Annotated in this window: 20 protein-coding genes; 14 read left to right on the forward strand and 6 right to left on the reverse strand. The window is 68.9% G+C overall.

Annotated features, from left to right (window positions below; genetic code table 11):
• Positions 1 to 36: 36 nt before the first annotated feature.
• The gene (locus ACFVVM_RS18650) at positions 37 to 891 is read right to left on the reverse strand and encodes a helix-turn-helix transcriptional regulator (RefSeq protein WP_387619535.1); all 855 of its coding nucleotides are present in this window, start codon (positions 889 to 891) and stop codon (positions 37 to 39) included.
• A gap of 115 nt (positions 892 to 1,006) precedes the next feature.
• On the opposite strand from ACFVVM_RS18650, the gene ACFVVM_RS18655 reads away from it, so the two are divergent.
• Together ACFVVM_RS18655 and ACFVVM_RS18660 are read left to right on the forward strand one after the other, a co-directional pair.
• The gene (locus ACFVVM_RS18655) at positions 1,007 to 1,543 is read left to right on the forward strand and encodes a YceI family protein (RefSeq protein ID WP_387619538.1); all 537 of its coding nucleotides are present in this window, start codon (positions 1,007 to 1,009) and stop codon (positions 1,541 to 1,543) included.
• 98 nt (positions 1,544 to 1,641) lie between these two features.
• The gene (locus ACFVVM_RS18660; RefSeq protein ID WP_071929701.1) at positions 1,642 to 1,869 is read left to right on the forward strand and encodes a DUF3107 domain-containing protein; all 228 of its coding nucleotides are present in this window, start codon (positions 1,642 to 1,644) and stop codon (positions 1,867 to 1,869) included.
• A gap of 63 nt (positions 1,870 to 1,932) precedes the next feature.
• Here the strand turns inward: ACFVVM_RS18660 and ACFVVM_RS18665 are convergent, their stop codons facing one another.
• Positions 1,933 to 2,619 (reverse strand): TetR/AcrR family transcriptional regulator, encoded by a 687-nt coding sequence (locus ACFVVM_RS18665; RefSeq protein WP_387619541.1) that lies wholly within the window; start codon positions 2,617 to 2,619, stop codon positions 1,933 to 1,935.
• A gap of 270 nt (positions 2,620 to 2,889) precedes the next feature.
• Here ACFVVM_RS18665 and ACFVVM_RS18670 point away from each other — a divergent pair, with 270 nt between their 5' ends.
• The 7 genes from ACFVVM_RS18670 (at position 2,890) to ACFVVM_RS18700 (ending at position 11,122) form a co-directional block, all read left to right on the forward strand.
• The gene (locus ACFVVM_RS18670; RefSeq protein WP_387619544.1) at positions 2,890 to 3,900 is read left to right on the forward strand and encodes a DUF3152 domain-containing protein; all 1,011 of its coding nucleotides are present in this window, start codon (positions 2,890 to 2,892) and stop codon (positions 3,898 to 3,900) included.
• Positions 3,901 to 4,026: 126 nt separating this feature from the next.
• Positions 4,027 to 5,208: an adenylyltransferase/sulfurtransferase MoeZ gene (gene moeZ / locus ACFVVM_RS18675; RefSeq protein WP_387619546.1), complete on the forward strand. Its 1,182-nt coding sequence runs from the start codon at positions 4,027 to 4,029 to the stop codon at positions 5,206 to 5,208.
• A 111-nt stretch (positions 5,209 to 5,319) separates the two neighbouring features.
• Positions 5,320 to 6,171: a TIGR02569 family protein gene (locus tag ACFVVM_RS18680; protein WP_071929699.1), complete on the forward strand. Its 852-nt coding sequence runs from the start codon at positions 5,320 to 5,322 to the stop codon at positions 6,169 to 6,171.
• A gap of 171 nt (positions 6,172 to 6,342) precedes the next feature.
• Entirely contained in the window at positions 6,343 to 8,196 is a 1,854-nt protein-coding gene (locus ACFVVM_RS18685; RefSeq protein ID WP_387619549.1) for an SCO2524 family protein, read from the forward strand.
• Between the two features lie 4 nt (positions 8,197 to 8,200).
• Positions 8,201 to 9,121, forward strand: coding sequence for an SCO2523 family variant P-loop protein (locus ACFVVM_RS18690; protein WP_387619551.1), 921 nt, complete (start codon positions 8,201 to 8,203; stop codon positions 9,119 to 9,121).
• Positions 9,122 to 9,131: 10 nt separating this feature from the next.
• On the forward strand, positions 9,132 to 10,136 hold the full coding sequence (locus ACFVVM_RS18695; RefSeq protein WP_387619554.1) for an SCO2522 family protein: 1,005 nt from the start codon (positions 9,132 to 9,134) through the stop codon (positions 10,134 to 10,136).
• Positions 10,137 to 10,153: 17 nt separating this feature from the next.
• Positions 10,154 to 11,122, forward strand: a complete 969-nt coding sequence (locus ACFVVM_RS18700; protein ID WP_387619557.1) for an SCO2521 family protein — start codon at positions 10,154 to 10,156, stop codon at positions 11,120 to 11,122.
• Here ACFVVM_RS18700 and ACFVVM_RS18705 read toward each other — a convergent pair whose 3' ends face one another.
• From ACFVVM_RS18705 to ACFVVM_RS18720, 4 genes are all read right to left on the reverse strand, one after another.
• Positions 11,123 to 11,980 carry a hypothetical protein gene (locus ACFVVM_RS18705; RefSeq protein ID WP_387619560.1) on the reverse strand — a complete coding sequence of 286 codons (858 nt, stop codon included), beginning with the start codon at positions 11,978 to 11,980 and terminating at the stop codon, positions 11,123 to 11,125. It lies immediately after the preceding gene.
• Positions 11,977 to 12,501: a GNAT family N-acetyltransferase gene (locus ACFVVM_RS18710; RefSeq protein ID WP_387619563.1), complete on the reverse strand. Its 525-nt coding sequence runs from the start codon at positions 12,499 to 12,501 to the stop codon at positions 11,977 to 11,979. Before ACFVVM_RS18710 ends, ACFVVM_RS18705 begins: the two co-directional genes overlap by 4 nt.
• A gap of 153 nt (positions 12,502 to 12,654) precedes the next feature.
• Positions 12,655 to 14,136 (reverse strand): MFS transporter, encoded by a 1,482-nt coding sequence (locus tag ACFVVM_RS18715; RefSeq protein WP_387619565.1) that lies wholly within the window; start codon positions 14,134 to 14,136, stop codon positions 12,655 to 12,657.
• 190 nt (positions 14,137 to 14,326) lie between these two features.
• A complete protein-coding gene (locus ACFVVM_RS18720) occupies positions 14,327 to 14,998 on the reverse strand; it encodes a FadR/GntR family transcriptional regulator (RefSeq protein ID WP_387619568.1) in 672 nt (223 codons plus the stop codon).
• A 64-nt stretch (positions 14,999 to 15,062) separates the two neighbouring features.
• Between ACFVVM_RS18720 and ACFVVM_RS18725 the strand changes: the two genes are divergently transcribed.
• The 5 genes from ACFVVM_RS18725 (at position 15,063) to ACFVVM_RS18745 (ending at position 22,303) form a co-directional block, all read left to right on the forward strand.
• Entirely contained in the window at positions 15,063 to 16,319 is a 1,257-nt protein-coding gene (locus ACFVVM_RS18725) for an MFS transporter (RefSeq protein ID WP_387619570.1), read from the forward strand.
• A 256-nt stretch (positions 16,320 to 16,575) separates the two neighbouring features.
• Positions 16,576 to 18,030, forward strand: a complete 1,455-nt coding sequence (locus ACFVVM_RS18730) for a nitrate/nitrite transporter (protein WP_387619572.1) — start codon at positions 16,576 to 16,578, stop codon at positions 18,028 to 18,030.
• 29 nt (positions 18,031 to 18,059) lie between these two features.
• Entirely contained in the window at positions 18,060 to 20,621 is a 2,562-nt protein-coding gene (nirB, locus tag ACFVVM_RS18735) for a nitrite reductase large subunit NirB (RefSeq protein ID WP_387619575.1), read from the forward strand.
• A 63-nt stretch (positions 20,622 to 20,684) separates the two neighbouring features.
• Positions 20,685 to 21,065: a nitrite reductase small subunit NirD gene (nirD, locus tag ACFVVM_RS18740; protein WP_387619577.1), complete on the forward strand. Its 381-nt coding sequence runs from the start codon at positions 20,685 to 20,687 to the stop codon at positions 21,063 to 21,065.
• Entirely contained in the window at positions 21,062 to 22,303 is a 1,242-nt protein-coding gene (locus ACFVVM_RS18745; RefSeq protein ID WP_387619579.1) for a uroporphyrinogen-III synthase, read from the forward strand. The genes nirD and ACFVVM_RS18745 overlap by 4 nt, the downstream gene beginning before the upstream one ends.
• The last annotated feature ends 2 nt before the right edge of the window (positions 22,304 to 22,305 follow it).

The following is a 22,305-nucleotide window of genomic DNA, read 5'->3' on the forward strand; positions in this document are numbered from 1 at the left end:
GTGCTCGAGATGGGTGACGTCTCGCCACGTTCGGAACTACTCGCCGACTGCGCGGCCGGGGAGGAGGCGGAGTTCGGGGGTGCGGGCGGCGGTTTGGTCGGGGAGCCAGATGACTACTTCCTGGTCGCGTTCGGCGGTGAGGGTTTGGACGGTGTAGGTGATCTGGCCTCGGGTGGGGTGGTCGAAGGCGAGGGTGGTGGGGGAGTCCTCGGAGAGGCGGTGGGGGTGCCAGCGGTGGGCGAAATCGGGGAAGGTGAGCAGGGCGGTGATCAGGTCGGCTACCTGGGTGTCGTCGGGGCGGCGGATGCGGGCCCTGGTGAGCCGGTCGGCGAGGTGGTCGGCGAAGCGGGCCCAGTCGGTGAGGACGGTGCGGGCCTGGGGGTGGCGGAAGGTCCACCAGGCCAGGTTGACCTGGTCGGCGTCGTCGAACAGGCCGAGGGGGGCGGCGAGGTCGGCCCAGGCGGAGTTCCAGGCGAGCACGGTGGTGCGCGGGCCGAGGGCGAAGGCGGGGGTGGGGTTCATGGCGTCGAGCACGCCGCGCAACGCGGCGGGCACCTGGTCGATGTGGGGATCGAAAGCGGTGTTCGGGCACCGGGATTCGTTGCCGTTGGTCAGGGCGAGCCAGCCGAAATGGGCGCGCTCGGTCTCGTTGAAGCGCAGCGCGTCGGCGAGCGCGTCGATGACCGCGACCGACGGATTGGTGTCGCGGCCCTGCTCGAGCCGGGCCAGATAGTCGGCGCTGACCCCCGCGAGCACCGCGACCTCCTCGCGGCGCAGCCCGGGCGTACGGCGCCTGCCGCCACCGGGCAGGCCGACGTCCTCGGGCCGCAACTCGGCGCGGCGTGCGATCAGCAGTGCCGCGAAGCTGGAACGGCTCGCCTGTTCTGTCATGTCCGCACCTGCCATGTCTCGATGGTGCCGGGTCCGGGGACCCGCAGCCACGCCCTGTCGGGTCCAGGATAGCGGCGGTCTGGCTACCGGACCGTGGTCCGGTCAGAGTCTAGGCATGACTTCCTCGACACAGACCCAGCAGCTGAAGGCCGGTTCGTGGGCACTCGACGCCGCCCACTCCTCGGTCGCCTTCAGCGTCCGCCACCTCGGGATCGCGAAGGTTCGCGGTCGCTTCAACCGCTTCGAGACCGAGTTCGTCGTCGACGAATCCGGCTCGGCCGTCATCGGCGCCACCATCGAGCTCGACTCCTTCGACACCGGCAACCCCGACCGCGACGCCCACGTCCGCAATGCCGACTTCCTCGACGTCACCAACCGTCCGACCCTGAGTTTCCGGGCCACCGACCCGGTTCGGGTCGACGAGACCTTCACCGTCGCCGGGGAGGCCACCCTCGGCACCGTCACCCACCCGGTCACCCTCGAGGTCGAACTGGGCGGCCTCGCCGATTTCCCCGACGGCACCCGCCACCTCGGCTTCTCCGCCACCGGCACGATCAAGCGCAGTGATTTCGGCGTCGGTGCCCCGGCTCCCGGCTTCCTTTCCGACGCGGTGAAGATCGAACTGGAGATCCAGCTGATCGAGCCGGCCTGACGTTCGCTCACAGCGCAGCTGGGCGCGGCAACGGTGGCGTTGCCCCTGCATTAGCCTGGAAGGCGACAACACAGGACTCTTACGTTCGGAGGTTGGCCGTGGAGGTCAAGATCGGTATTTCGGATAGCCCGCGCGAGCTCGTCATCAACAGCGCGCAGAGCCCTGACGAGATCGAGGCGCTGGTGTCCGATGCGCTGAGCGGCCAGAGCGGTGTCGTCTCGCTCACCGACGAGAAGGGCCGCAAGTTCCTGATCCAGGCCGCCAAGGTCGCCTACGTGGAGATCGGCTCCCCGGCCACCGGCCGCGTCGGCTTCGCCACGGTGTAGATCCACAAAGCAACGACCCGTCATCGCAGTCGATGACGGGTCGTTGTCGTTTGACGGGGTCGGTCAGCGATCCTGCCGGCCGAAGTTGCCGGGAGCGGCGGACAGCGGCACGTGCTTGAGGCCGCCCCACGCCAGCGCCACGGTGGTGTCGACGGCCTCGTCCTTCGGGATCGGGCGGTCGGCCTCGAGCCAGTAGCGGGCGGTGAACTGGCTCGCGCCCACCAGGCCCACGGCCAGGATGCGGGCCCGGTACGGGTCCAGGCCGGAGTCGTGGGCGACCAGATCGAAGACCGCGTCGACGCACGCCTCGGTGGCCTGCTCGACCCGGCGCTGCACCTGCGGTTCGCTGGTGAGGTCGGATTCGAAGACCAGGCGGAAGCCCTGCATCTCGTTGTCGACGAAATCGAAGTAGGCGGCGACGGCGGCGCGCACGCGCTGCTTGTTGTCGGTGGTGGAGCGCAGCGCCTGGCGCACGCTCGACACCAGGATGTCGACGTAGTTCTGCAGCACCGCCAGATACAGTTCCAGCTTGCTCGCGAAGTGCTGGTAGAGCACCGGCTTGCTGACCCCGGCGACCTGCGAGATCTCGTCCATCCCGGCGGCATGGTATCCGCGCTGCACGAAGACCTCGCTGGCGGCGAGCAGCAACTGCTGACGGCGCTCGTCACGGGGCAGCCGGGTGCCGCGCTTGGCCGGGACCGTCTCCGGCACCGATCGGCGCGAGGTCATGCGGTCCACGAGGTCAGTCATCTCTGCTCTCTTTGTCGTTTCCCGGTCCGTGGGTGTGCGGCCGGGTATCACACGAACGATACTCGCACGGTGTTCCGCGGGAGTTTCCCCCTGGAAATGTAGTACCAGTCCCCAGAGTTCGCCGGGCCGTAACCGCGCGATCTGGTCCGGCCGCCCGACCGGCCGAATTGCGCACTGTGAGAATCTGGTGTGGTGACCGACCGCCCGGAACGACCATCCGGCGGCGGGCGCGATGTCGCTCGCCCCACGAAACCCACCGAGTCCGGTTCAGTGACGTCGGCGCCAGAGGGGTCGGAACTGCAGGTCTATGACCCGCTGGGGCTGTATCAGCCCGCCGATCGATCCCGTCAGCCGTTGCGAGCCCGCTGGAACCCCACCGACGCCGACAACGGGAGGCCGCGTAGTCCGCAGCGTGACGCCAAGAAGCAGAGCGCGGTCGGCCGATTCGTCTCCACCTATGGCTGGCGGGCCTACGCCTTGCCGGTGCTGCTCGCGGTCACCGTGCTGGTGATCGTCGACGCGGTGCGGACCGGTCCGGTCACGCCGCAGACCGAGCCCACCTTCGGCGCGCACAGCCCCGAGGTGGCCAGGTCCGGCATCATCGGCGCTCCGCCCGGGGACGGGAAGTTCCCCGCGGATCTGCCGCTGGGCGCGCTGCCGGAGGGCGGCGAGTACGTCGAGCGGGGGGCGGGCACCTGGCATGTCGTGCCCGGCACGACCCCGCAGGTCGGGCAGGGCACCGAGCGGGTCTTCCGCTACACCGTCGAGGTGGAGGACGGGATCGACACCTCACCCTTCGGTGGTGACGCCGCGGTGGCGACGATGGTGGAGACCACGCTGGCCAATCCGAAGAGCTGGACCCACGACGCCAAGTTCGGTTTCCAGCGCATCGACACCGGCGACCCCGATTTCCGGCTCTCGCTCACCTCGCGCGAGACCACCCGCGCCTCCTGCGGGTTCGAGATCCCGATCGACTCCTCGTGCTACAACGCCAGCCTCGGCCGGGTGGTGCTCTCGGAGGTGCGCTGGGTGCGCGGCGCGCTCGCCTTCGACGGCGACATCGGTTCCTACCGGCAGTACCAGATCAATCACGAGGTCGGCCACGCCATCGGCTACCACGGGCACCAGCCGTGTGAGAACGACGGCGGCCTCGCGCCGATCATGATGCAGCAGACCTTCGGTACCAAGAACAACGACATCGCCCAGCTCGACCCGCACGGTGTGGTGCCCGCCGACGGCAAGACCTGCCGCTTCAACCCCTGGCCCTACCCCCGCGGATAGTGGCCTCGCCCATGCGCGACCATGGACGGGAAGAACAGCACGGCGGGTCACGTTGCACCAGCAGTACGACCAACCACAGCCGGGGTCGGCCGCCATTCGGATACATGGGATACAGGAGCTTCTGACGTGTCAATCAACGGGTCTCTGCCTCCGCTGGTCGAACCGGCCGCGGAACTCACCAAGGACGAGGTCGCCCGCTACAGCAGGCACCTGATCATCCCCGATCTGGGCGTCGACGGTCAGAAACGGTTGAAGAACGCCAAGGTGCTCGTGATCGGCGCGGGCGGCCTCGGCTCACCCGCGCTGCTGTATCTGGCCGCCGCCGGTGTGGGCACCCTCGGCATCGTCGAGTTCGACGAGGTCGACGCCTCGAACCTGCAGCGCCAGATCATCCACGGCGAATCCGACATCGGCCGCCCCAAGGCCGACAGCGCCCGCGATTCCATCCTGGAGATCAACTCCGGGATCACCGTCAACCTGCACAAGATCCGGCTCGAACCCGACAATGCCGTCGAGCTGTTCGCCGACTACGACCTGATCGTCGACGGCACCGACAACTTCGCCACCCGCTACCTGGTCAACGACGCCGCCGTCCTCGCGGGCAAGCCCTACGTGTGGGGCTCGATCTACCGGTTCGAGGGCCAGGTGTCGGTGTTCTGGGAGGACGCTCCCGACGGCCGCGGCATCAACTACCGCGACCTGTACCCGGAGGCCCCGCCGCCGGGCATGGTCCCCTCCTGCGCCGAGGGCGGCGTGCTGGGCGTGCTGTGCGCCTCGATCGGTTCGGTCATGGTGACCGAGGCGATCAAGCTGATCACCGGCATCGGTGAGACGCTGCTCGGCCGTCTGATGGTCTACGACGCACTGGACATGAACTACCGCACCATCAAGCTGCGCCGCGATCCGGAACGTCAGCCGATCACCGAACTGATCGACTACGAGGCGTTCTGCGGTGTGGTCTCCGAGGAGGGCGTCGCGGCCGCGGCCGGGTCGACGATCACCGCCGCCGAGCTCAAGGACCTGCTCGACGCGGACAAGATCCAGCTGATCGACGTGCGCGAGCCCGTCGAGTGGGACATCGTGCACATCGACGGCGCGACGCTGATCCCCAAGGACCGCATCCTCTCCGGTGAGGCGCTCGCGGAGCTGCCGCAGAACAAGCCGATCGTGCTGCACTGCAAGACCGGTATCCGCTCGGCCGAGGCCCTCGCGGCGCTCAAGCGGGCCGGTTTCGCCGACGCGACCCATCTGCAGGGCGGGGTGGTGGCCTGGGCCAAGCAGGTCGATCCCTCGCTGCCGGTCTACTGATCCGGTAGCCACGCGGTTGCGACCACGCCGCTGATTGCGGTGTGGTCGCAAAGTGTGATGTGCCAGCGTGCCTTCGGCGGCCCGTCGCCGGTCCGGGGTTACGGTACGGCCGTGACCTCAGTCGAACCTCCCGAGCATGTGCGAGCCACATTCGGACTTCGCGAAGTGACACCGGTTTCCCTCGGTGACTGGGACGGTGGCTGGCGGCTGGGTGATGTGGTGCTGAGCCCGGTCGCCGACCACGCGCGGGCCGCCTGGTCGGCGAAGGTGCGCGAGACCCTCGCGGTGGACGGATTGCGGGTGGCCCGGCCGGTCAGGGCCACCGACGGCCGGTATGTGGTCTCGGGCTGGCGGGCCGACACCTACGTCGACGGTGCGCCGGAGCCGCGCCACGACGAGGTGGTCTCGGTGTCGCTGCGATTACACCAGGCGACAGCGCAATTGGAGCGTCCCCGGTTCCTGGTCCAGCCCCCGGTCGCGCCGTGGGTGGATGTGGACGTGTTCGTCGCCGCCGACCGCGCGGCCTGGGAATCGGTGCCGCTGCGCAGCCTGCGCGCCGGTGGCGTGCCGATCGCGGCCACGCCCGACGGTCAGCGCAGCCTCGAACTGATCGGTCAGCTCTCGACGCTGCGCAAACCGATCCGCAGCCCCGACCAGCTCGTGCACGGCGACCTGTTCGGCACGGTGCTGTTCGCCGGTGCGCACACGCCCGGCCTCACCGACATCACGCCCTACTGGCGTCCTGCCGTGTGGGCCGCGGGTGTGGTGGTCGTCGACGCGCTGGCCTGGGGTGGTGGCGACGACGGTCTGCTCGACCGCTGGTCCACCCTGCCCGAATGGCCGCAGATGCTGTTGCGCGCCTTGATGTTCCGGTTGGCCGTGCACGCCCTGCATCCGCGCTCGACGCCGGAGGCCTTCCCCGGCCTGGCCCGCACCGCCGACATGGTCCGTTTGGCGCTGTAAGGGGCAATTGCGCCGATCGTGACCGATGGGTCTGCTGAGGTTTCAAATCCATTGAGACTCAACCTTTCTCGAGGTCTGTCGTGCTATCTTCATCGGGCATCGCCGCCATGTGTCCTGCGCTGGACCGGGGGACCCAGCGCGGCTCGTCACGAGCGGTGAGGACGGCTGCGGGTGAGAATCCAGCCCAGACAACAGATTCTGGACATTTGGAGCGCCATGATCTCGGCGTGCTACCGGGACGAGAAGTGGCACTGGGACGGTGTGCTCGCCGCCAATTCGATCAGCGACTCCGAACAGCTGCTGTGCCTGCTGTATCCGGCGACCGAGATCGAGAGCTTCGCGCTGGACCGCCCCGAGGCGATGTCGGACGACGTGCGGGCGGTGCTCGACGCCTTCGGCGGCCAGGCCAAGATCGGCATCACCGTGCTCGGCCTGCTCGAGGAATACCTCGACCGCAACACCGACCCCGACGGCCTGCCCCGCTTCGACGCCGGGAGTTACCTGCGCGCGAGCGGTGATCGGGAACCCTCCCCGGCCCAGCACCACCTGGAAGTGGTCGACGGCTATTCGATGTCGGTGACGCTGTGTATCGCCGCGCTGGGCTTCGCCCGCGTCTTCGACCGCTGGGCGCGCACCGAACGCCGCAAGGACATCAGCACCCGTATCACCACGCTGAGCGAGGGGATGAGCGCCCGGCTGACCGCCGCGATGACCGGCCTGGTGCGCAGTTTCGTGGTCAACACCATGTCGCCGCGCTCGCCCTCGGGCGAGGTGCTGGTCGGCATGCTCAACCAGTCCGGCCAGCCCGACAAGGTGGTCGCCGAATCGGTGGCCCGCAGTCTCGAACGGGTCCGCGCCCGGCTGCGCAACGACGTGACACTGGGCCGGACCACCGAAGCCGAACTCGACGACGAGGACCTGCTGTTCGAGTGCGGCTGGAGCTGGGGCGTGGTCGCCGGGTCCGACGAGGTCGGCTTCGTCGCGCCCGAGATCGGCGCCGGTGTGGGTTACGCCGATCCGCGCCCGTATCTGTACTTCACCATCATCGCCCTCGACGGCATCAACGACGTGCTCTCCCAGCGCACCAGGGAACTCGACCTGCTCGACGACACCCAGTACCGGCTGGCCGAGGCGCTGCGCATCCGCTGGGACATCACCCAGCGCTACTGGTCGACGGTCGCGCGCTTCGGCGCCGGAACCTGGCCGCTGGAAGACATTCCGTGGCGCACCTCCGACGGCGAGGAATCGGACTACTTCAGTCTGCTCGTCTCCGCGGTGCTGATCCAGGAACTGGTGGCGCGCACCGCCTCCGACGACGACCTGACCCGCGCCATCGGCATCTTCGACGAGCTGGCCCGGCGCGGGCGCATCGTGCGCAGGCCGACCCAGGACGATCCGGCCGTAGAACTGCATCACCCGGGCGTCCGGATGAGCCTGCGCGGCAGCGAGAACGTCGTCGGCGGTGGTCCGCGCCTGGAGTGGATCGCCTCCGACTTCGCCCCGGTCCTGCTCAAGCGCAGCCTGCAGGCCGCGCGCCTGTCCGGCAACATCACCGCGCGCGACCGGCTGATGGAGCTGGCCAAGGAGGTGATGGACCACCTGGACCGGCGGATGATCACCGACGGTGACGCGGCGGGCCTGTGGGACGTGCCGGGCGCGGTGTTCGGCGGTTCGACCAGCGACGAGCAGCGCCCGTCCTGGTACATGACCGAGCGTGTCATCGAATGCCTGGTGACCGCGGACCGCACCTATCGGGAGGTGCCGCTGCGCTCACCGGCGATGGTCGTGCGCGCGGTGGAACTGCTCAACGAGGCCGAGCACCTGCTCAATCAGGAGATGCTCAATGTCAGCATCGCCGACACCTCGGCCAACCGGATCGCCCTCGACGGCGTCGAGCAGCAGCTGGCCAGGGCGCGGCAGGTGGTGAATGTCCAGCCGGGCACCGCGTTCACCCTGGCCTCGGCCGCGCTGATCGAATTGGACCGCCTGGCCTACGCTCGTCTCGACGCGACAAGGAGCACCTGAGCAGATGATCGTGTTCGCCACCTCCGACAAGGGCGGAACGGGCCGGTCGGTGACCAGCTGCAATCTCGCCTACCGGTTGGGATTGCGCGGAATCAGCACGGCCTACCTCGATTTCGACTTCGGCTCACCCACCGCGGGCGCGCTGTTCGAGATCGGCTCGGTGGAACGCGGCACCCAGCCCGGCAACGGACTGCACTCGTATCTGCGCGGCCACAACAGCCTGCCGCAGCGCATCGACGTGCGGGCGAGCACCAACCGGGACGGCCTGCGCCGCCAGCGCTCCCGCGGCGGCAAGCTGGTCCTGCTGCCCGGTGACGAAGGCGGCGGTGAGGCCATGTCGGCCAACGATCCCCAGGTGGTGCGGCGCTGCCGGGAACTGCTGCTCGACCTCGACGCCACGTTCAAAGTCGTGATCGTCGACCTCAGCGCGGGCCGTTCGGTGGCCATGCAGATCGCGCTGGAAGCGACTCGGCCGCAGGACATGCCGGGCAAGCAGGTGGCCTGGCTGGTGTATCACCGCTGGACCCGCCAGCACCTGATGGCCGCACAGGGGCTGGTGCACGGGCCCAAGGGCCTGCTCAAGACCGGCGTGGAACTCGGGTACGCGCCCGACGAGATGCTGTCGCGAATCCGCTTCGTGCGCACCGCGGTTCCGCGCGTCACCGACGAGCACGCGGCCAGCGGCGGACCGCAGGCCGCCTGGCTGATCAAGCAGAACGACGCGCTGCGCTCGCTCGCCGCCGAATACCGCCTCGGCGCGGGCGCGCTGCTCGGGGAGACCCCGGTCGAACCGGTGCTGCAATGGCGGGAACAGATCGTGCTCGACGCCGATGTCAACGCCGGCATCGCCAATCGCGCGACGGTCGAGGCGTTCGAGGAACTGGCGCGTCGGCTGTGGGATCGCTCGACCTGGGTCCGGGTGTAGTGTGCCCGAGGTGAGCAGTGCCGCCTATGCCGAGGCGACGGCGTCGACGCGTGTCGAGGACGTTCCGCTGGCGCACGTGTCCATCGAAGCCGGGCACTTCTACATGTCCGACCTGATCAACGGGGAACAGGCGATCGCCGCCCAGTTCCGCCGTGTCGCACCGCTGCTCGACGCCTTCACCGAGCTGGCGCGCCAGGAGTTCGCCGAGGCCGCGGGCGGCCCGTCGCGGGTGCGGGTGAGTACCTGCTTCCTGCTCGACGACTACTTCCAGAACAATGCCGACCCCCGCCAGGTGGTGCCCAAACTGCTCCGGATCGCCGCCGACTGCGGGGTACGGATCGACTACCTCGGCAGCGAGGCGGGCTGCGACAAGCACCTGCGCAGGCTGCACGACGAACCGCGGGTGCCGTTGGCGCAGATGGTGGCCGACTCGGTCGTCGCCGAGCCCGCGCCGGGCAGCACCGGGCGTCGCCCGCCCACCGCGGAGTCGGGCTGGCTGTGCAATGGCAGCCGCTCCAGCGACGACGAGCCGGGCCAGGCCATGGAGGTCAACTACCGGCACCCGGTGGAGTTCTCCGCGCACAACCATTCGATCTTCCTCGATGTGGAGATGTGGCGTGATCGCGGCCGCGAGCAGCGCGACGTGCTGTGGTCGTGCCCGTTCCTGGCCTCGGTCTGGCAGCTGCTGCGCCTCGGCATGCTGCGCGAGGAGGGCAAAGCCGTTGTGCAGGCCGACTATTGGGATCCCGACCAGGAATGGCCCGCGCGCTGGGACCAGTTCCCGAGTGTGATCCGGCTGCAGGAGCACGCCGCCCCGTTCGCCGCCTTCCGGTCGCTGTCGCTGCTGCCGCAGCGCTATCTGGGCATCGAGCACGCGGTGCGCACGATTCTCGAGCACGTGGCGCTCGACGAGGTCGTGGTCGGGATGATCGCCCAGCGGGCCCAGCAGCAGGGCGTGCCGATGACCGAGTTCGTCACCGATCGGCTCTCGCACCACTTCCTCAGCGGCGTCTGACCCGATACGCTGCAGTGATGCAACTCAGCGGTGGTCCGCTGGCACTTCTGGGCGAAGTGCGTACCGGCCTGCTTCCCGAGTCCGCGGCCCTGAGCAGAGGGTCGGCGGCGGAACTGCTGACCCTGGTTCGTGGCCGCGGCGTGCAATCGCGTGAGCGCCCGGTCAGCTGGGCGCAGTCGCCGGTGATTCCCGAGGGGGTGGACTGCCGGCTGGCGACACCGAGCCGGGCCAGGGTGCGCGCGGTGGGGACCGTCGCCACGCACGCGGTGGTCCTCGGTGGCCGGATCCTGCAGAGTTCGGCCCAGGCCACCGTGGTCGCCGGGGAGGGCAGCCACCGGCGCAACTGGGGACACTATCTCGGGCGGGTCGGCATCGTGGAAGTCCTCACTCGGGCACCGGCGAACCTGGGCAGCCATCTCGTCGAGGGCTTCCTCGGGCCGCCCGATCCCGCGGTCGCCACGCTCGACCCCGGCGCCGTCGCGGCCCGGCTGCACATGCGGGTGCGCACCGACCCGATGCTGAATCAGCGGCCGCCGATCCAGACCGGCGCGTCGATGCTGCGCTGGGCCGCCCGGATCCGGCCGGGGGAGCCGCCGAGCATGTCGTTCGTGCTGCTCGACGACGAGACCCGGCTGGCCTCGGTGGTGGTGGGCGACGAGACCGAACTGCGTGCGGTGCAACGCTTCTGCGAAGACCTCGCGATGCACGACTGGCTGCTCACGGTGCTCACCGACGTGATCGACGAGGCCGAGATGGCCGGGCTCTCGCACAGTTCACCCGCCCAGGTACTCACCCCGATGCTCGAACACCTCGTCCACCTCTGGCTGCCCGGCGCGTTCACCCCGTCGGTGCTGCGCGGGCTGTGGGCCGGGCTGGAGGCCGATCCGGGATTCAGCATGCAGTGGAACGCCCGGATCGGGCAGCTGCGCGACCGGATCGCGGTGGCCACCCTCGGCGCGCTGACCCGCAGCCAGTCGCACTGGTGATCACAGCCGGAACAGCTGGCGCACCAGCAGCGCGAAGAACACCGACGTGGACACGATCCCGGCGTAGGACTCCACGATCAGGGTGTAGTGCCCCACCGCGGTCAGCCGCTCCGGATTGTCGGGTTCGGTCGGATCGAGGAAGTTGACCAGGCACACCCGCAGCGCCGTGTCGAAATCGAACCCGCCCCCGGCCAGATAGAACACCAGCACGAACAACGCGATCTCCACCGCGATCCAGGCCAGCAGCAGGAACGGGCGATATCCATAGCCGCACAACAGGTCCGAGGCGACGCCCGGGATCCGCCGCCAGCGCGGGGTGCGGGCCCTGGTGCGCGCCCGTGCCATGCGCAGCCCGCACCGGTCCTGGCCGCGCGGATTCTCGGTGATGGTGTGCAGCCGGTAGGCCTGGCGGTAGGCCAGCGCGGCGTGCGCGGGCAGCCGGTGCGCCGAGAGCAGTTCGCCGAGTTCCTCGTAGACATCGGCCAGCAGCGAGGACTGGGTGCGGCTCAGGCTCAGCGGACCGCGGAATTCCACCTCGGCGGCGAACAGCGCGGTCAGCACGGTCTCACTGGAGAATTCGCGGCCCGCGTTGTCGAGCACGTCGGGGTCGGAGTCGCGGTAGAGGGGGGTGAAGACCAGGCTGTCGCCGATCCGGCGGGTCGAGGGCGGGACGTAGTCGGCGAGGAACTGCTCGACCCGGTGGTTGAGGTCGTCGAGCAGCTGGTATTCGTCGGCACTGCTGTGGCCGCGCAGGAATTCGTCGATCTCGTCGGCGTAGGCGTCGGCGTGGCGGCGGATGAGGATGGTCTTGGAGGCGACGAAATCGCCCGGCCGGTCGTGTGCGGCGTAGTTGTTCATCCGTTGTCGACCGGCCCACGGCCCTTGTGCCAGCGCCGGTCGGCCGGCGTCCAGTCGTAGGCGATGCGGTGCACGAGCAGATCGCGTGGCTCGCCGATGCCGAAGTACTGGGCCTCGTGGCCCACCCAGGTGAAGCCGGAGTTCTCGTACAGCTTGGCGGCGGGGGCGTTGGAGGGGCGCACGGTGATGAACACCGCGTCGACCGCCGACGAACGGCACTGTGCCACCGCGCGATCCAGCAGCGAGCTACCCAGCCCGCGCCCCTGATAACCCGCCGACACCGCGAGACCGAGCAGCCAGGCCGTGCGCCGACCGACCGCGACCAGCGCGTACCCGCACAGCGCGCCGTCCAGATCCGCTACCACCCAGTCGGATCCGTGGATGTCATAGAGCTGGCGCAGCGCGAAATACGGGTAGGCGAGCGGGGTGAACGTGCTGGACTCGAGCTCGGCGATCGCGGCCAGGTCGTCGACGGAGGCGTCGCGCAACCGTGGCTGTACCACCTCGTTCGAGATGTTCAATAGCACTCACCTCTGCCCGCCCCGATGCAAGTCCGGCCTCCAGAATACGGGGTCCAGCGGTGCGCTGACCACCAACTGCCGTGAAAGGTGTTGGTACACAGCGGAAAGCCACGCCCGGAAACCGAATTCCGGACGTGGCCTTCCGATCTGGCGTCAGACGTTGGCGTAGGCCAGCGACGGCACCTTCTCGATCGCGAACGAGGAGCGCAGGTAGTACCACCAGGTGACCCCGGCCATCACCAGGAAGGCGACCGCGTAGGCCCAGAAGGCGGGCGCCATGGAGCCGAAGTTGATGTTGGACAGGCGAAGTGCCTGCTGGACGATGAAGCCACCGAAGGCGCCGACCGCGCCGATCACGCCGATCGCGGCACCGGCCTGGCGCCGCGCCGAGGCCTGCGCCTCGGTCAGCTCGAGACCGTGCTCGGCGGCGTACTTCTTGGCCGTGGCACCGAAGATCGAGGGGATCATCCGGTAGGTGGAGCCGTTGCCGATGCCGGTGAGCACGAACAGCAGCAGGAACGCGGTCAGATACAGCGGGAAGCTCTTCATCGACAGCGCGGCCATGATCAGCGCCACCGCGACCGACATGCCGCTGAAGACGAGCACGGTGATCCGGGCGCCACCGACCTTGTCGGAGATCCACCCGCCCACCGGACGGCTGAACGAGCCCACGAAGGCGCCGAGGAAGGCCAGGTTGCCGACCATGGTGATCCAGCCGATCCCGGCCAGGTGCGGGAAGTTGGCCTTGATCAGCGTCGGGAACGCGAACGAGAAGCCGATGAACGAGCCGAAGGTGCCGATGTAGAGGAACGACATGATCCAGGTGTGCGGATTGGTCAGCGCCAGCTTGTAGGACTTGCCGTCGGCCTTGGCCGAGACGATCGAGTCCATGTACCGCAGCGCGCCGACCGCGGCGACCACGATGAACGGCACCCACACCAGGATGGCGAGCGTGATGCCGAATCGGTAGCCCGCGGCGTCCTTGGCCAGCAGATGCGTGCCGAGGGTGATCAGCAGCGGCGCGGCCAGCTGGGTCTGCGCGACACCGAGATTGCCGCCCGCGGCGTTGATGCCGAGCGCGGCGCCCTTCTTGCCCTCGGGGAAGAAGAACGAGATGTTGGCCATCGAGGAGGAGAAGTTACCGCCACCCACACCGGCGAGCGCGGCCAGCAGCACGAAGACCCACATCGGCGTGCCCGGCTGGTTGATGAACAACGCCATGCCGAGGGTGGGGATCAGCAGCATCGCCGCGCTGAACGCGGTGAACGCGCGGCCACCGAAGCGGGGGACCGCGAAGGTGTAGGGAATGCGCAGGGTCGCGCCGACCAGGGTGGGCACCGAGGTCAGCAGCAGCGCGTTGGCGACCGCCGTCGGATTGCCGGTGCCCAGGCCCTCCAGGAAGCTGAAGCCGGCCGCGCCCATGGCGGTGACGATGGAACCCCACAGCACCCAAACGCTGAAGCCGAGATTCTCGGCGAACACGGAGAACCACAGGTTCTTCTTGGCGGTGCGCTCACCGCCGGACTCCCAGAATTTCGGGCTGTCGGGCTCCCACTGGGTCAGCCAGCGGCCCTTCTTCTCATATTCGAAGGACGGAGCGTCCGTCTCTTGGCCGGTGGCGGCGATTGCGGTCATCGGCTTCCTCTCGATCGGGCTCGATAGAAGCGCGTCGGCTGCGGCGGCGACGGGCTTCGGGTGGGGTCCTGATAAAGGTAGAAACCGGTTGTTGCGTGAGAATGGCCTCAGGTGACGTTCCCGCCAACTAGGGCTCACGGGGCGTCGGCTCCCGCGGTGACGGGTCGGTTACCTGGATGTAGGACGAAACTCAGCGGTCCGGATACTCGGCGATCAGCGAGCCGAGGAAGCAGCTGGTGGCCTGGACCGCCTTCTCGGCGTCACCGTCGATCACCGCCTGCACGAGTTCGGCGTGCTCGGAGTCGTAGGAGTCGTCGGATTTGGCGGTCCTGGCGTGGATCACCTGCTCGATGATCGGCAGCAGGGAATCGTAGAACTCCAGGTATACCGCGTTGTGGCTGGCGACCACGATCGCGCGGTGCAATTCCACGTCGGCGGCGATGGTGACCGGGTCGGGTTCGGTCCAGCTGCGGTTGCTGCGTTCGGCGAGCAGGCGGCGCAGGTTCGCGATGTCGGTGTCGTCGCGGCGGCGCGCGGCCAGGCCGGCCGCGGTGGTGTCGAGGGCCTGGCGCAGCTCGAGGATGTCGCGTTCCTCGGCGTCGGCGAAGTACTTGGCCAGGGTGCCGCCGACCTCGGAGGTGGCGATCACATAGGTGCCCGAGCCCTGGCGGCGCTCGAGCATGCCCGCGTGCACGAGCGCCTGGACGGCCTCGCGCACGGTGTTTCGCCCGGTCCCGGTGAGCTCGGTGAGCTCCGGTTCGGTGGGGATTCGTCGACCGACGGGCCAACGGCCGGAACGGATCTCGGCTCGTAGCTGCTCGGTGACCTGGGCGATGAGGCTGGTTCGCCGGACGGGTTGCACGTAGTCAGAGTACCGGCGCTCACACTTGTTTGCTTCGATCGTAGGGTCATCCTATGATTTCGTGGTGACCGCGACCCTGCCCGACAGCCGATCCCTGCCCGAAGCCACTCGGCGCGCCCGCGCCCGCGCGTTGATCCGTGGCCGCCTGCTGGTCCTGTCCGCCATCATCATGTCCGCGCTCACTCTGCGGGCCGCGGTGACGGCGTTCAGTCCGCTGGCCGAGCGGATCGGCGCGGATATCGGGTACGGGACCGCGGTGGTCGGGATCTTCGGGATGCTGCCGACCGCGATGTTCGGCGTGGCCGGGTTGTTCACGCCGATGCTGGTGCGCCGGTTCGGGCTCGAGCGCACGGTGTTGATCGCGATGCTGCTGGCCGGGGCCGGGTCGCTGGTGCGCGTGTTCATGGCCAACACCGCCGAGCTGCTGGTGTTCTCCGGGGTCGCGCTGCTGGGCATGGGCATCGGCAATGTGGTGATTCCGCCGCTGGTGAAGCGGTATTTCGCCGATCAGCTCGCCGCGATCAGCTCGCTCTACATCGTGATGGTGCAGCTGAGCACCGTGATTCCCGCCTTCGTCGCGGTGCCGCTGGCCGAGGGCCACGGCTGGCGGATCTCGATGGGCGTGTGGGCCCTGGTCGGCTTCGCCGCCGCCGTCCCGTGGCTGGTGGTGCTGCGCGACCGGCGCGGTCGCGACCTGATCGACAAAACCGCGCTGCCCGCCGAACCCGCGGCCGCCGCGGGCAAGGTGTGGCGTTCGCCGGTGGCCTGGGGCATGGCGGGCATGTTCGGCATGACCTCGCTGACCACCTACGCGATGTTTGCCTGGCTGCCCAAGATCCTGTCCGACGCGGGCGCGAGCGCGGGCTTCGGCGGCAGCATGGTCGGGCTGTTCGCGCTGATGGGCCTGATCCCCGCGCTGGGCGCGCCGACCGTGGTGTCGCGGATGCGCAATCCGTTCCCCGTCGTCGTCGGGTGCATGGTGCTGTTCGCCACCGCCTTCGTCGGCCTGCTGGTGGCACCGATGTCCGTGCCGCTGCTGTGGGTGGTGCTGCTGGGCCTGGGCCCGAGCACCTTCCCGATGGCGCTGACCCTGATCAACCTGCGCACCCGCACCCCGCAGGGCTCGGCGGCGCTGTCCGGGTTCACCCAGGGCGTCGGCTACGCCATCGCCTGCACCGGCCCACTGCTGTTCGGCATGCTGCACGACTGGACCGGCGGCTGGACCGCCCCGTTCGCCCTGCTGTTCGTCGCCCTCGGCGTGCTCTTGGCCGGAGCTTGGCAGGCCTGCAAACCCCGCATGCTCGAAGACACCTGGAATTGAGCTCACCGTTCGAGTTGCGAGCCGGTGCGTTCGCGGTAATGCTGTGTACGTCACACCCTCACGGGTGATATTCGCGAATTCTCGCTGCTTGCTTACGCGCGGAAATCGTTGTGTCACATGCCCGAAACAAAAGGGCTGATCTCACCTACCTCTGATGCGTCAGGTGAGAAACCGTTGATTCGCGCGACATTTCCCGCAGCATTTCGGCAATACCCATTTCCTACCGTTGGGCCATCGCACTTTTGGGAGGCCCAACTTGAGCACGCTGAAGCGTAACCACGACATCGCGCACTGGGATGCCGAAGATGTCGCGGCCTGGGAGGCCGGTGGCAAGGACGTCGCCAAGCGCAACCTGATCTGGTCGGTGTTCGCCGAGCACGTCGGGTTCTCGGTGTGGTCGATCTGGTCGGTCATGGTGCTGTTCATGCCCGCCGACCAGTTCCACATCGACGCCGCGGGCAAGTTCTTCCTGGTCGCGGTGCCCACCCTGGTCGGCGCGGTCATGCGGGTGCCCTACACCGTGGCCACCGCGCGCTTCGGTGGGCGCAACTGGACCATCTTCAGCGCCTTCATGCTGCTGATCCCGCTGCTGCTGACGCTCTACTTCATCAACCAGCCGGGCACCTCGTACACGACCTTCATGATCGTGGCGGCCTTCGCCGGCTTCGGCGGCGGCAATTTCTCCTCGTCGATGACCAATATCAACGCCTTCTACCCGCAGCGGCTCAAGGGCTGGGCGCTGGGGCTGAACGCGGGTGGCGGCAATATCGGCGTCCCGGTCATCCAGCTGCTCGGCCTGCTGGTGCTGGCCACCCTCGGCAGCGACTACGCCTCCATCATCTGCGCGATCTACCTGGTCCTGGTCGGCGTGACCGCCCTCGGCGCCGCGTTGTACATGGACAACCTGACCAACCAGAAGGCCGATCTGTCCTCCATGGTCACCGCATTGCGGGTGCCGCAGTCGTGGGCCATCGCGTTCCTCTACATCGGCACCTTCGGTTCGTTCATCGGCTACAGCTTCGCCTTCGGCCAGATCCTGCAGATCAGCTTCATCGCCGGTGGCGACACCGCCGCCCAGGCCGCCGTGCACGCCGCCTCGATCGCCTTCATCGGCCCGCTGCTCGGTTCGCTGGCCCGCCCCTACGGCGGCAAGTTGGCCGACCGGCTCGGCGGTAGCCGGGTCACCATCGGCAGCTTCTTCGTGATGATGGCCGCCACCCTGGTGGTGATCGTCGCCAGCTCGCGTGCCGACGGCAATGCCGGTGTCGCGACCGGGGCGACCATGGCCCTGCTCGTCACCGGATTCATCGCGCTGTTCATCGTGTCGGGCTTCGCCAACGGCTCGGTCACCAAGATCATCCCGTCGGTGTTCGAGGCCAAGTCCAAGTCGATCGCAGGCACCCCCGCCGAGCAGTCGTCCTGGGCGCAGAACACCTCCGGCGCGCTGATCGGCTTCGTCGGCGCGATCGGCGCGCTCGGCGGCGTCGGGATCAACCTGGCGCTGCGCACCTCCTACGCCACCACCCAGTCCGCGACCACCGCCTTCATGGTGTTCCTCGGGTTCTACGTGCTCTGCGCCACGGTGACCTACCTGGTGTTCCTGCGCCGCCCCCACTCCGCTGCTGTGCCCGTCGACTCCGATGTCGTGGTCGAGGCCGAGAGCCTGGTGCTCGAGGCCGAGCAGTCGTCCACTTCGTCGGCTCGCGGCTGACGCCCGACCATCATCAAGGAGGTCATCTCATGAACCCCATCGCTCCCACCCAGCGCAAGACCGCGGTCGTGATCGGCCACGGCATGGTCGGACACCGTTTCGTCGAGGCCTTGCGTTCGCGCGACGAGGCCGGTCAGTGGCAGGTGGTGATCCTGTCCGAGGAGAAGCTGCCCGCCTACGACCGCGTCGGCCTGTCCTACTACGTGGGCAACTGGAACCCCGACGAGCTGGCCCTGCCCGGCAACACCTACGCCGGTGACGACCTGGTCGACCTGCGGCTCGGCCAGCGCGGCGCGGCCATCGACCGGGCGGCCAAGACCGTCACCAGCTCGACCGGCGAGGTCATCGGCTACGACGCGCTGGTCATGGCGACGGGTTCGTACGCCTTCGTGCCGCCCGTGCCCGGCCACGACCTGCCCGAATGTTTCGTCTACCGCACGATCGAGGATCTCGACGGCATCCGGGCCGCCGCCGAGGCCGCCGGTCCCGGCGCGCACGGTGTGGTGATCGGTGGCGGTCTGCTCGGGCTGGAAGCCGCCAACGCGCTGCGCCTGATGGGGATGACCCCGCACGTCATCGAGTACAACGACCGGCTGATGCCCGCCCAGGTCGACGCGGGCGGCGGCGCGATCCTGGAGAAGCTGGTCTCCGACATCGGCCTGAACGTGCACACCGGCGTCGGCACGGCCAAGATCGTCTCGCTCGAGGAGGACGGCCCGAACCAGGTCACCCTGCACCTGTCCGACGAGTCCGAGATCAAGGCCTCGCTGGTGGTGTTCTCGGCGGGTATCCGTCCGCACGACCAGCTGGCCAAGGACGCGGGCATCGAGACCGGCGCGCGCGGCGGCATCCTCACCGACCTCGGCCTGCGGACCTCCGACCCGGACATCTACGCGATCGGTGAGTGCGCCGCGGTCGAGGGGGTCTGCTACGGCCTGGTCGCCCCCGGCTACACCACCGCCGAGATCGTCGCCGACCGCCTGCTGGGCGGGGCGGGCGAGTTCCCCGGCGCGGACATGTCGACCAAGCTCAAGCTGATGGGTGTCGACGTCGCCTCCTTCGGTGACGCGCACGCCACCACCGAGGGCGCGCTGTCGGTGGTGCTGCACGACGCGGCCAAGGGCACCTACGCCAAGCTGGTCGTCTCCGACGACGCCGAGACCCTGCTCGGCGGCATCCTGGTCGGTGACGCCTCGGCCTACTCGGCGCTGCGCCCGCTGGTCGGCCGCCCGCTGCCGGCCGACCCGGCCACCCTCATCTCCCCGGCCGGTGCCGAACTCGGCGCCGACGCGCTGCCCGACGACGCGCAGATCTGCTCGTGCAACAACGTCAGCAAGGGCTCGATCTGCGGTGCGATCGCCGAGGGCGCCTGCGACATCCCCGCCGTCAAGAGCTGCACCAACGCGGGCACCTCCTGCGGTGGCTGTGTGCCGATGATCAAGAAGCTGCTCGAGCAGTCCGGCGTCACCATGTCCAAGGCGCTGTGCGAGCACTTCGGCCAGTCGCGCGCCGAGCTGTTCGACATCGTCAACGTCACCGGCATCCGCACCTTCTCCGAGCTGATCGCCAAGCACGGCAAGGGCACCGGCTGCGACATCTGCAAGCCGACCGTGGCCTCGATCCTGGCCTCGACCTCGAGCGACCACATCCTCGAGGGCGAGCAGGCCGCGCTGCAGGACACCAACGACCACTTCCTGGCCAACCTGCAGAAGAACGGCACCTACTCGGTGGTGCCGCGGATGCCCGGCGGCGAGGTCACCGCCGAGCAGCTGATCGTGATCGGCGAGGTGGCCAAGGAGTTCGGCCTCTACGTCAAGGTCACCGGTGGTCAGCGCATCGACCTGTTCGGCGCGCGCGTCGAGCAGCTGCCACTGATCTGGAAGCGCCTGGTCGACGCGGGCATGGAGTCCGGCCACGCGTACGGCAAGTCGCTGCGCACGGTGAAGAGCTGCGTCGGGTCCACCTGGTGCCGCTACGGCCAGCAGGACTCGGTCGGCATGGCCGTGCTGCTGGAGAAGCGCTACCGCGGCCTGCGCTCGCCGCACAAGATCAAGCTGGCCGTGTCGGGCTGCGCACGGGAGTGCGCCGAGGCCCGGGGCAAGGACGTCGGCGTGATCGCCACCGAGCACGGCTGGAACCTCTACGTCGGCGGCAACGGCGGCCTGACTCCTAAGCACGCGGTGCTGCTGGCCGGTGAGCTCGACGACGAGACCCTGATCCGCTACATCGACCGCTACCTCATGTTCTACGTCCGCACCGCCGACCGCCTGCAGCGCACCGCGCCCTGGCAGGAGGCGCTGGAAGGCGGCATGGACTACCTCAAGGCCGTCGTCTGTGACGACAGTCTCGGCATCGCCGGGGATCTGGAGGCGGCCATGGACAAGCACGTCGAGGGCTACAAGGACGAGTGGGCGGCCGTGCTCGAGGACGAGAACAAGCTCTCCCGCTTCGTCTCCTTCGTCAATGCCCCTGACGAAGCCGATCCCACGATCTCGTTCGACGACAGCGGAGAACGCAAGGTACCAGTGCTTCTGGGTTTGCCGCAGGTCGGCGCCGGTGTCGGCTCGGACACAGCAGCAGCCGGGAAATAGGCGCTTAACCCTGCGGAAACAGGGCGCCTGTACCAATAGGTAGGGCGCTCGGAGGAGGAACCGATGACCGTTATCGACACACCCACCATCACCACGGAGACGACAACCGGCTGGACCCAGGCCTGCCGGCTCGACTTCCTGATCCCGGGCCGCGGCGTTGCTGTCCTGCTGAAAGGCGGCCGGCAGGCCGCACTGTTCCTGCTGGCGGACGGCACGCTGGCCGCGGTCGGCAACATCGACCCGATCGGCCGGGCCGCGGTGATGTCGCGCGGCATCGTCGGTGATCGCGGTGGCGTTCCCGTCGTCGCGTCGCCGCTGCTCAAGCAGGCGTTCTCCCTCATCGACGGGCGTTGTCTCGACGACGAGACCCAGTCGCTGCCGGTACACGCCGTGCAGCTCGACGGTGGCGTCGTCGCGGTGTCCAACGAACCGGTGACTTCATGACCTCTCCGACCGAAACAACTCCTGGTCTGGCCGGGTTCACCATCGGTATCACCGCCGCCCGCCGCGCCGAGGAGTTCGGCACGCTGCTCACCCGCAAGGGCGCGACCGTGGTCTCGGCCCCCGCCATCCGGATCATTCCGCTGGCCGATGACACCGAGCTCGAACGGGTCACCGAACAGCTCATCGCCGATCCGCCGCAGATCACCGTCGCCACCACCGGCATCGGCTTCCGCGGCTGGATGGAGGCCGCCGAGGGCTGGGGCCTGGCCGAAGTACTGCGGGAGACCCTCGGCTCCACCCGGATGCTCGCCCGCGGCCCCAAGGCCAAGGGCGCGATCCGCGCCGCCGAACTGCGCGAGGAGTGGTCGCCGGCGTCGGAGTCCTCGGCCGAGGTGCTCGACCACCTGCTCGCCGAGGGCGTGGAAGGTGTGCGGATCGCGGTGCAGCTGCACGGCGCGACCACCGAGTGGGAGCCGGTTCCGGACTTCTGCGAGGTGCTGCGCTGCGCGGGCGCCGATGTGGTTCCGGTGCCGGTCTACCGCTGGGAACCGCCCGCCGATCGCGGCCCGATGGACGCCATGATCGACTCGATCGTCTCCGGCAGCCTCGACTGCGTCACCTTCACCAGCGCGCCCGCGGTGGCCTCGATGCTGATGCGCGCCAAGGAGACCGGCTCGCTCGAGTCGGTGCTGCACGCGTTGCGCGGCCGGGTACTCGCCGCCTGCGTCGGCCCGATCACCGCGGCACCGCTGGAAGAACTCGGCGTGCCGACCACCATGCCCGGCCGTGCCCGCCTCGGCGCGCTGGCCAGGCACGTGGCCGAGGAACTGCCGCGCCGGGCCAGCCGCATCTACGCGGCCGGTCACCTGATCAGCGTGCGTGGTGGCTGTGTGGTCGTCGACGGTTCCGTGCGTCAGCTGGCGCCCGCGCCGATGGCGCTGATGCGTTCGCTGGCCCGCCAGCCCGGCCGGGTGGTCTCGCGCGAGGATCTGCTCGCGGCGCTGCCCGGCGGCGGTGACGACACCCATGCGGTGGAGACCGCCATCGCCCGCCTGCGGGCCGGACTCGGCACGCCCAAGGCCATCCAGACCGTCGTCAAGCGCGGCTACCGGCTCGCCCTCGACGCGGCCGACTGCTCCGACACCCCGGTGCGCGCACCGGTCCAGCCGCCGCACCCCGCGGGCATCGGCACCCCGGCCAGGTCGCCGCGGCCGACGCAACCGATCGGGGTGTGGTGAGT

The organism is Nocardia sp. NPDC058176, from assembly GCF_042883805.1.
GTDB lineage: Bacteria > Actinomycetota > Actinomycetes > Mycobacteriales > Mycobacteriaceae > Nocardia.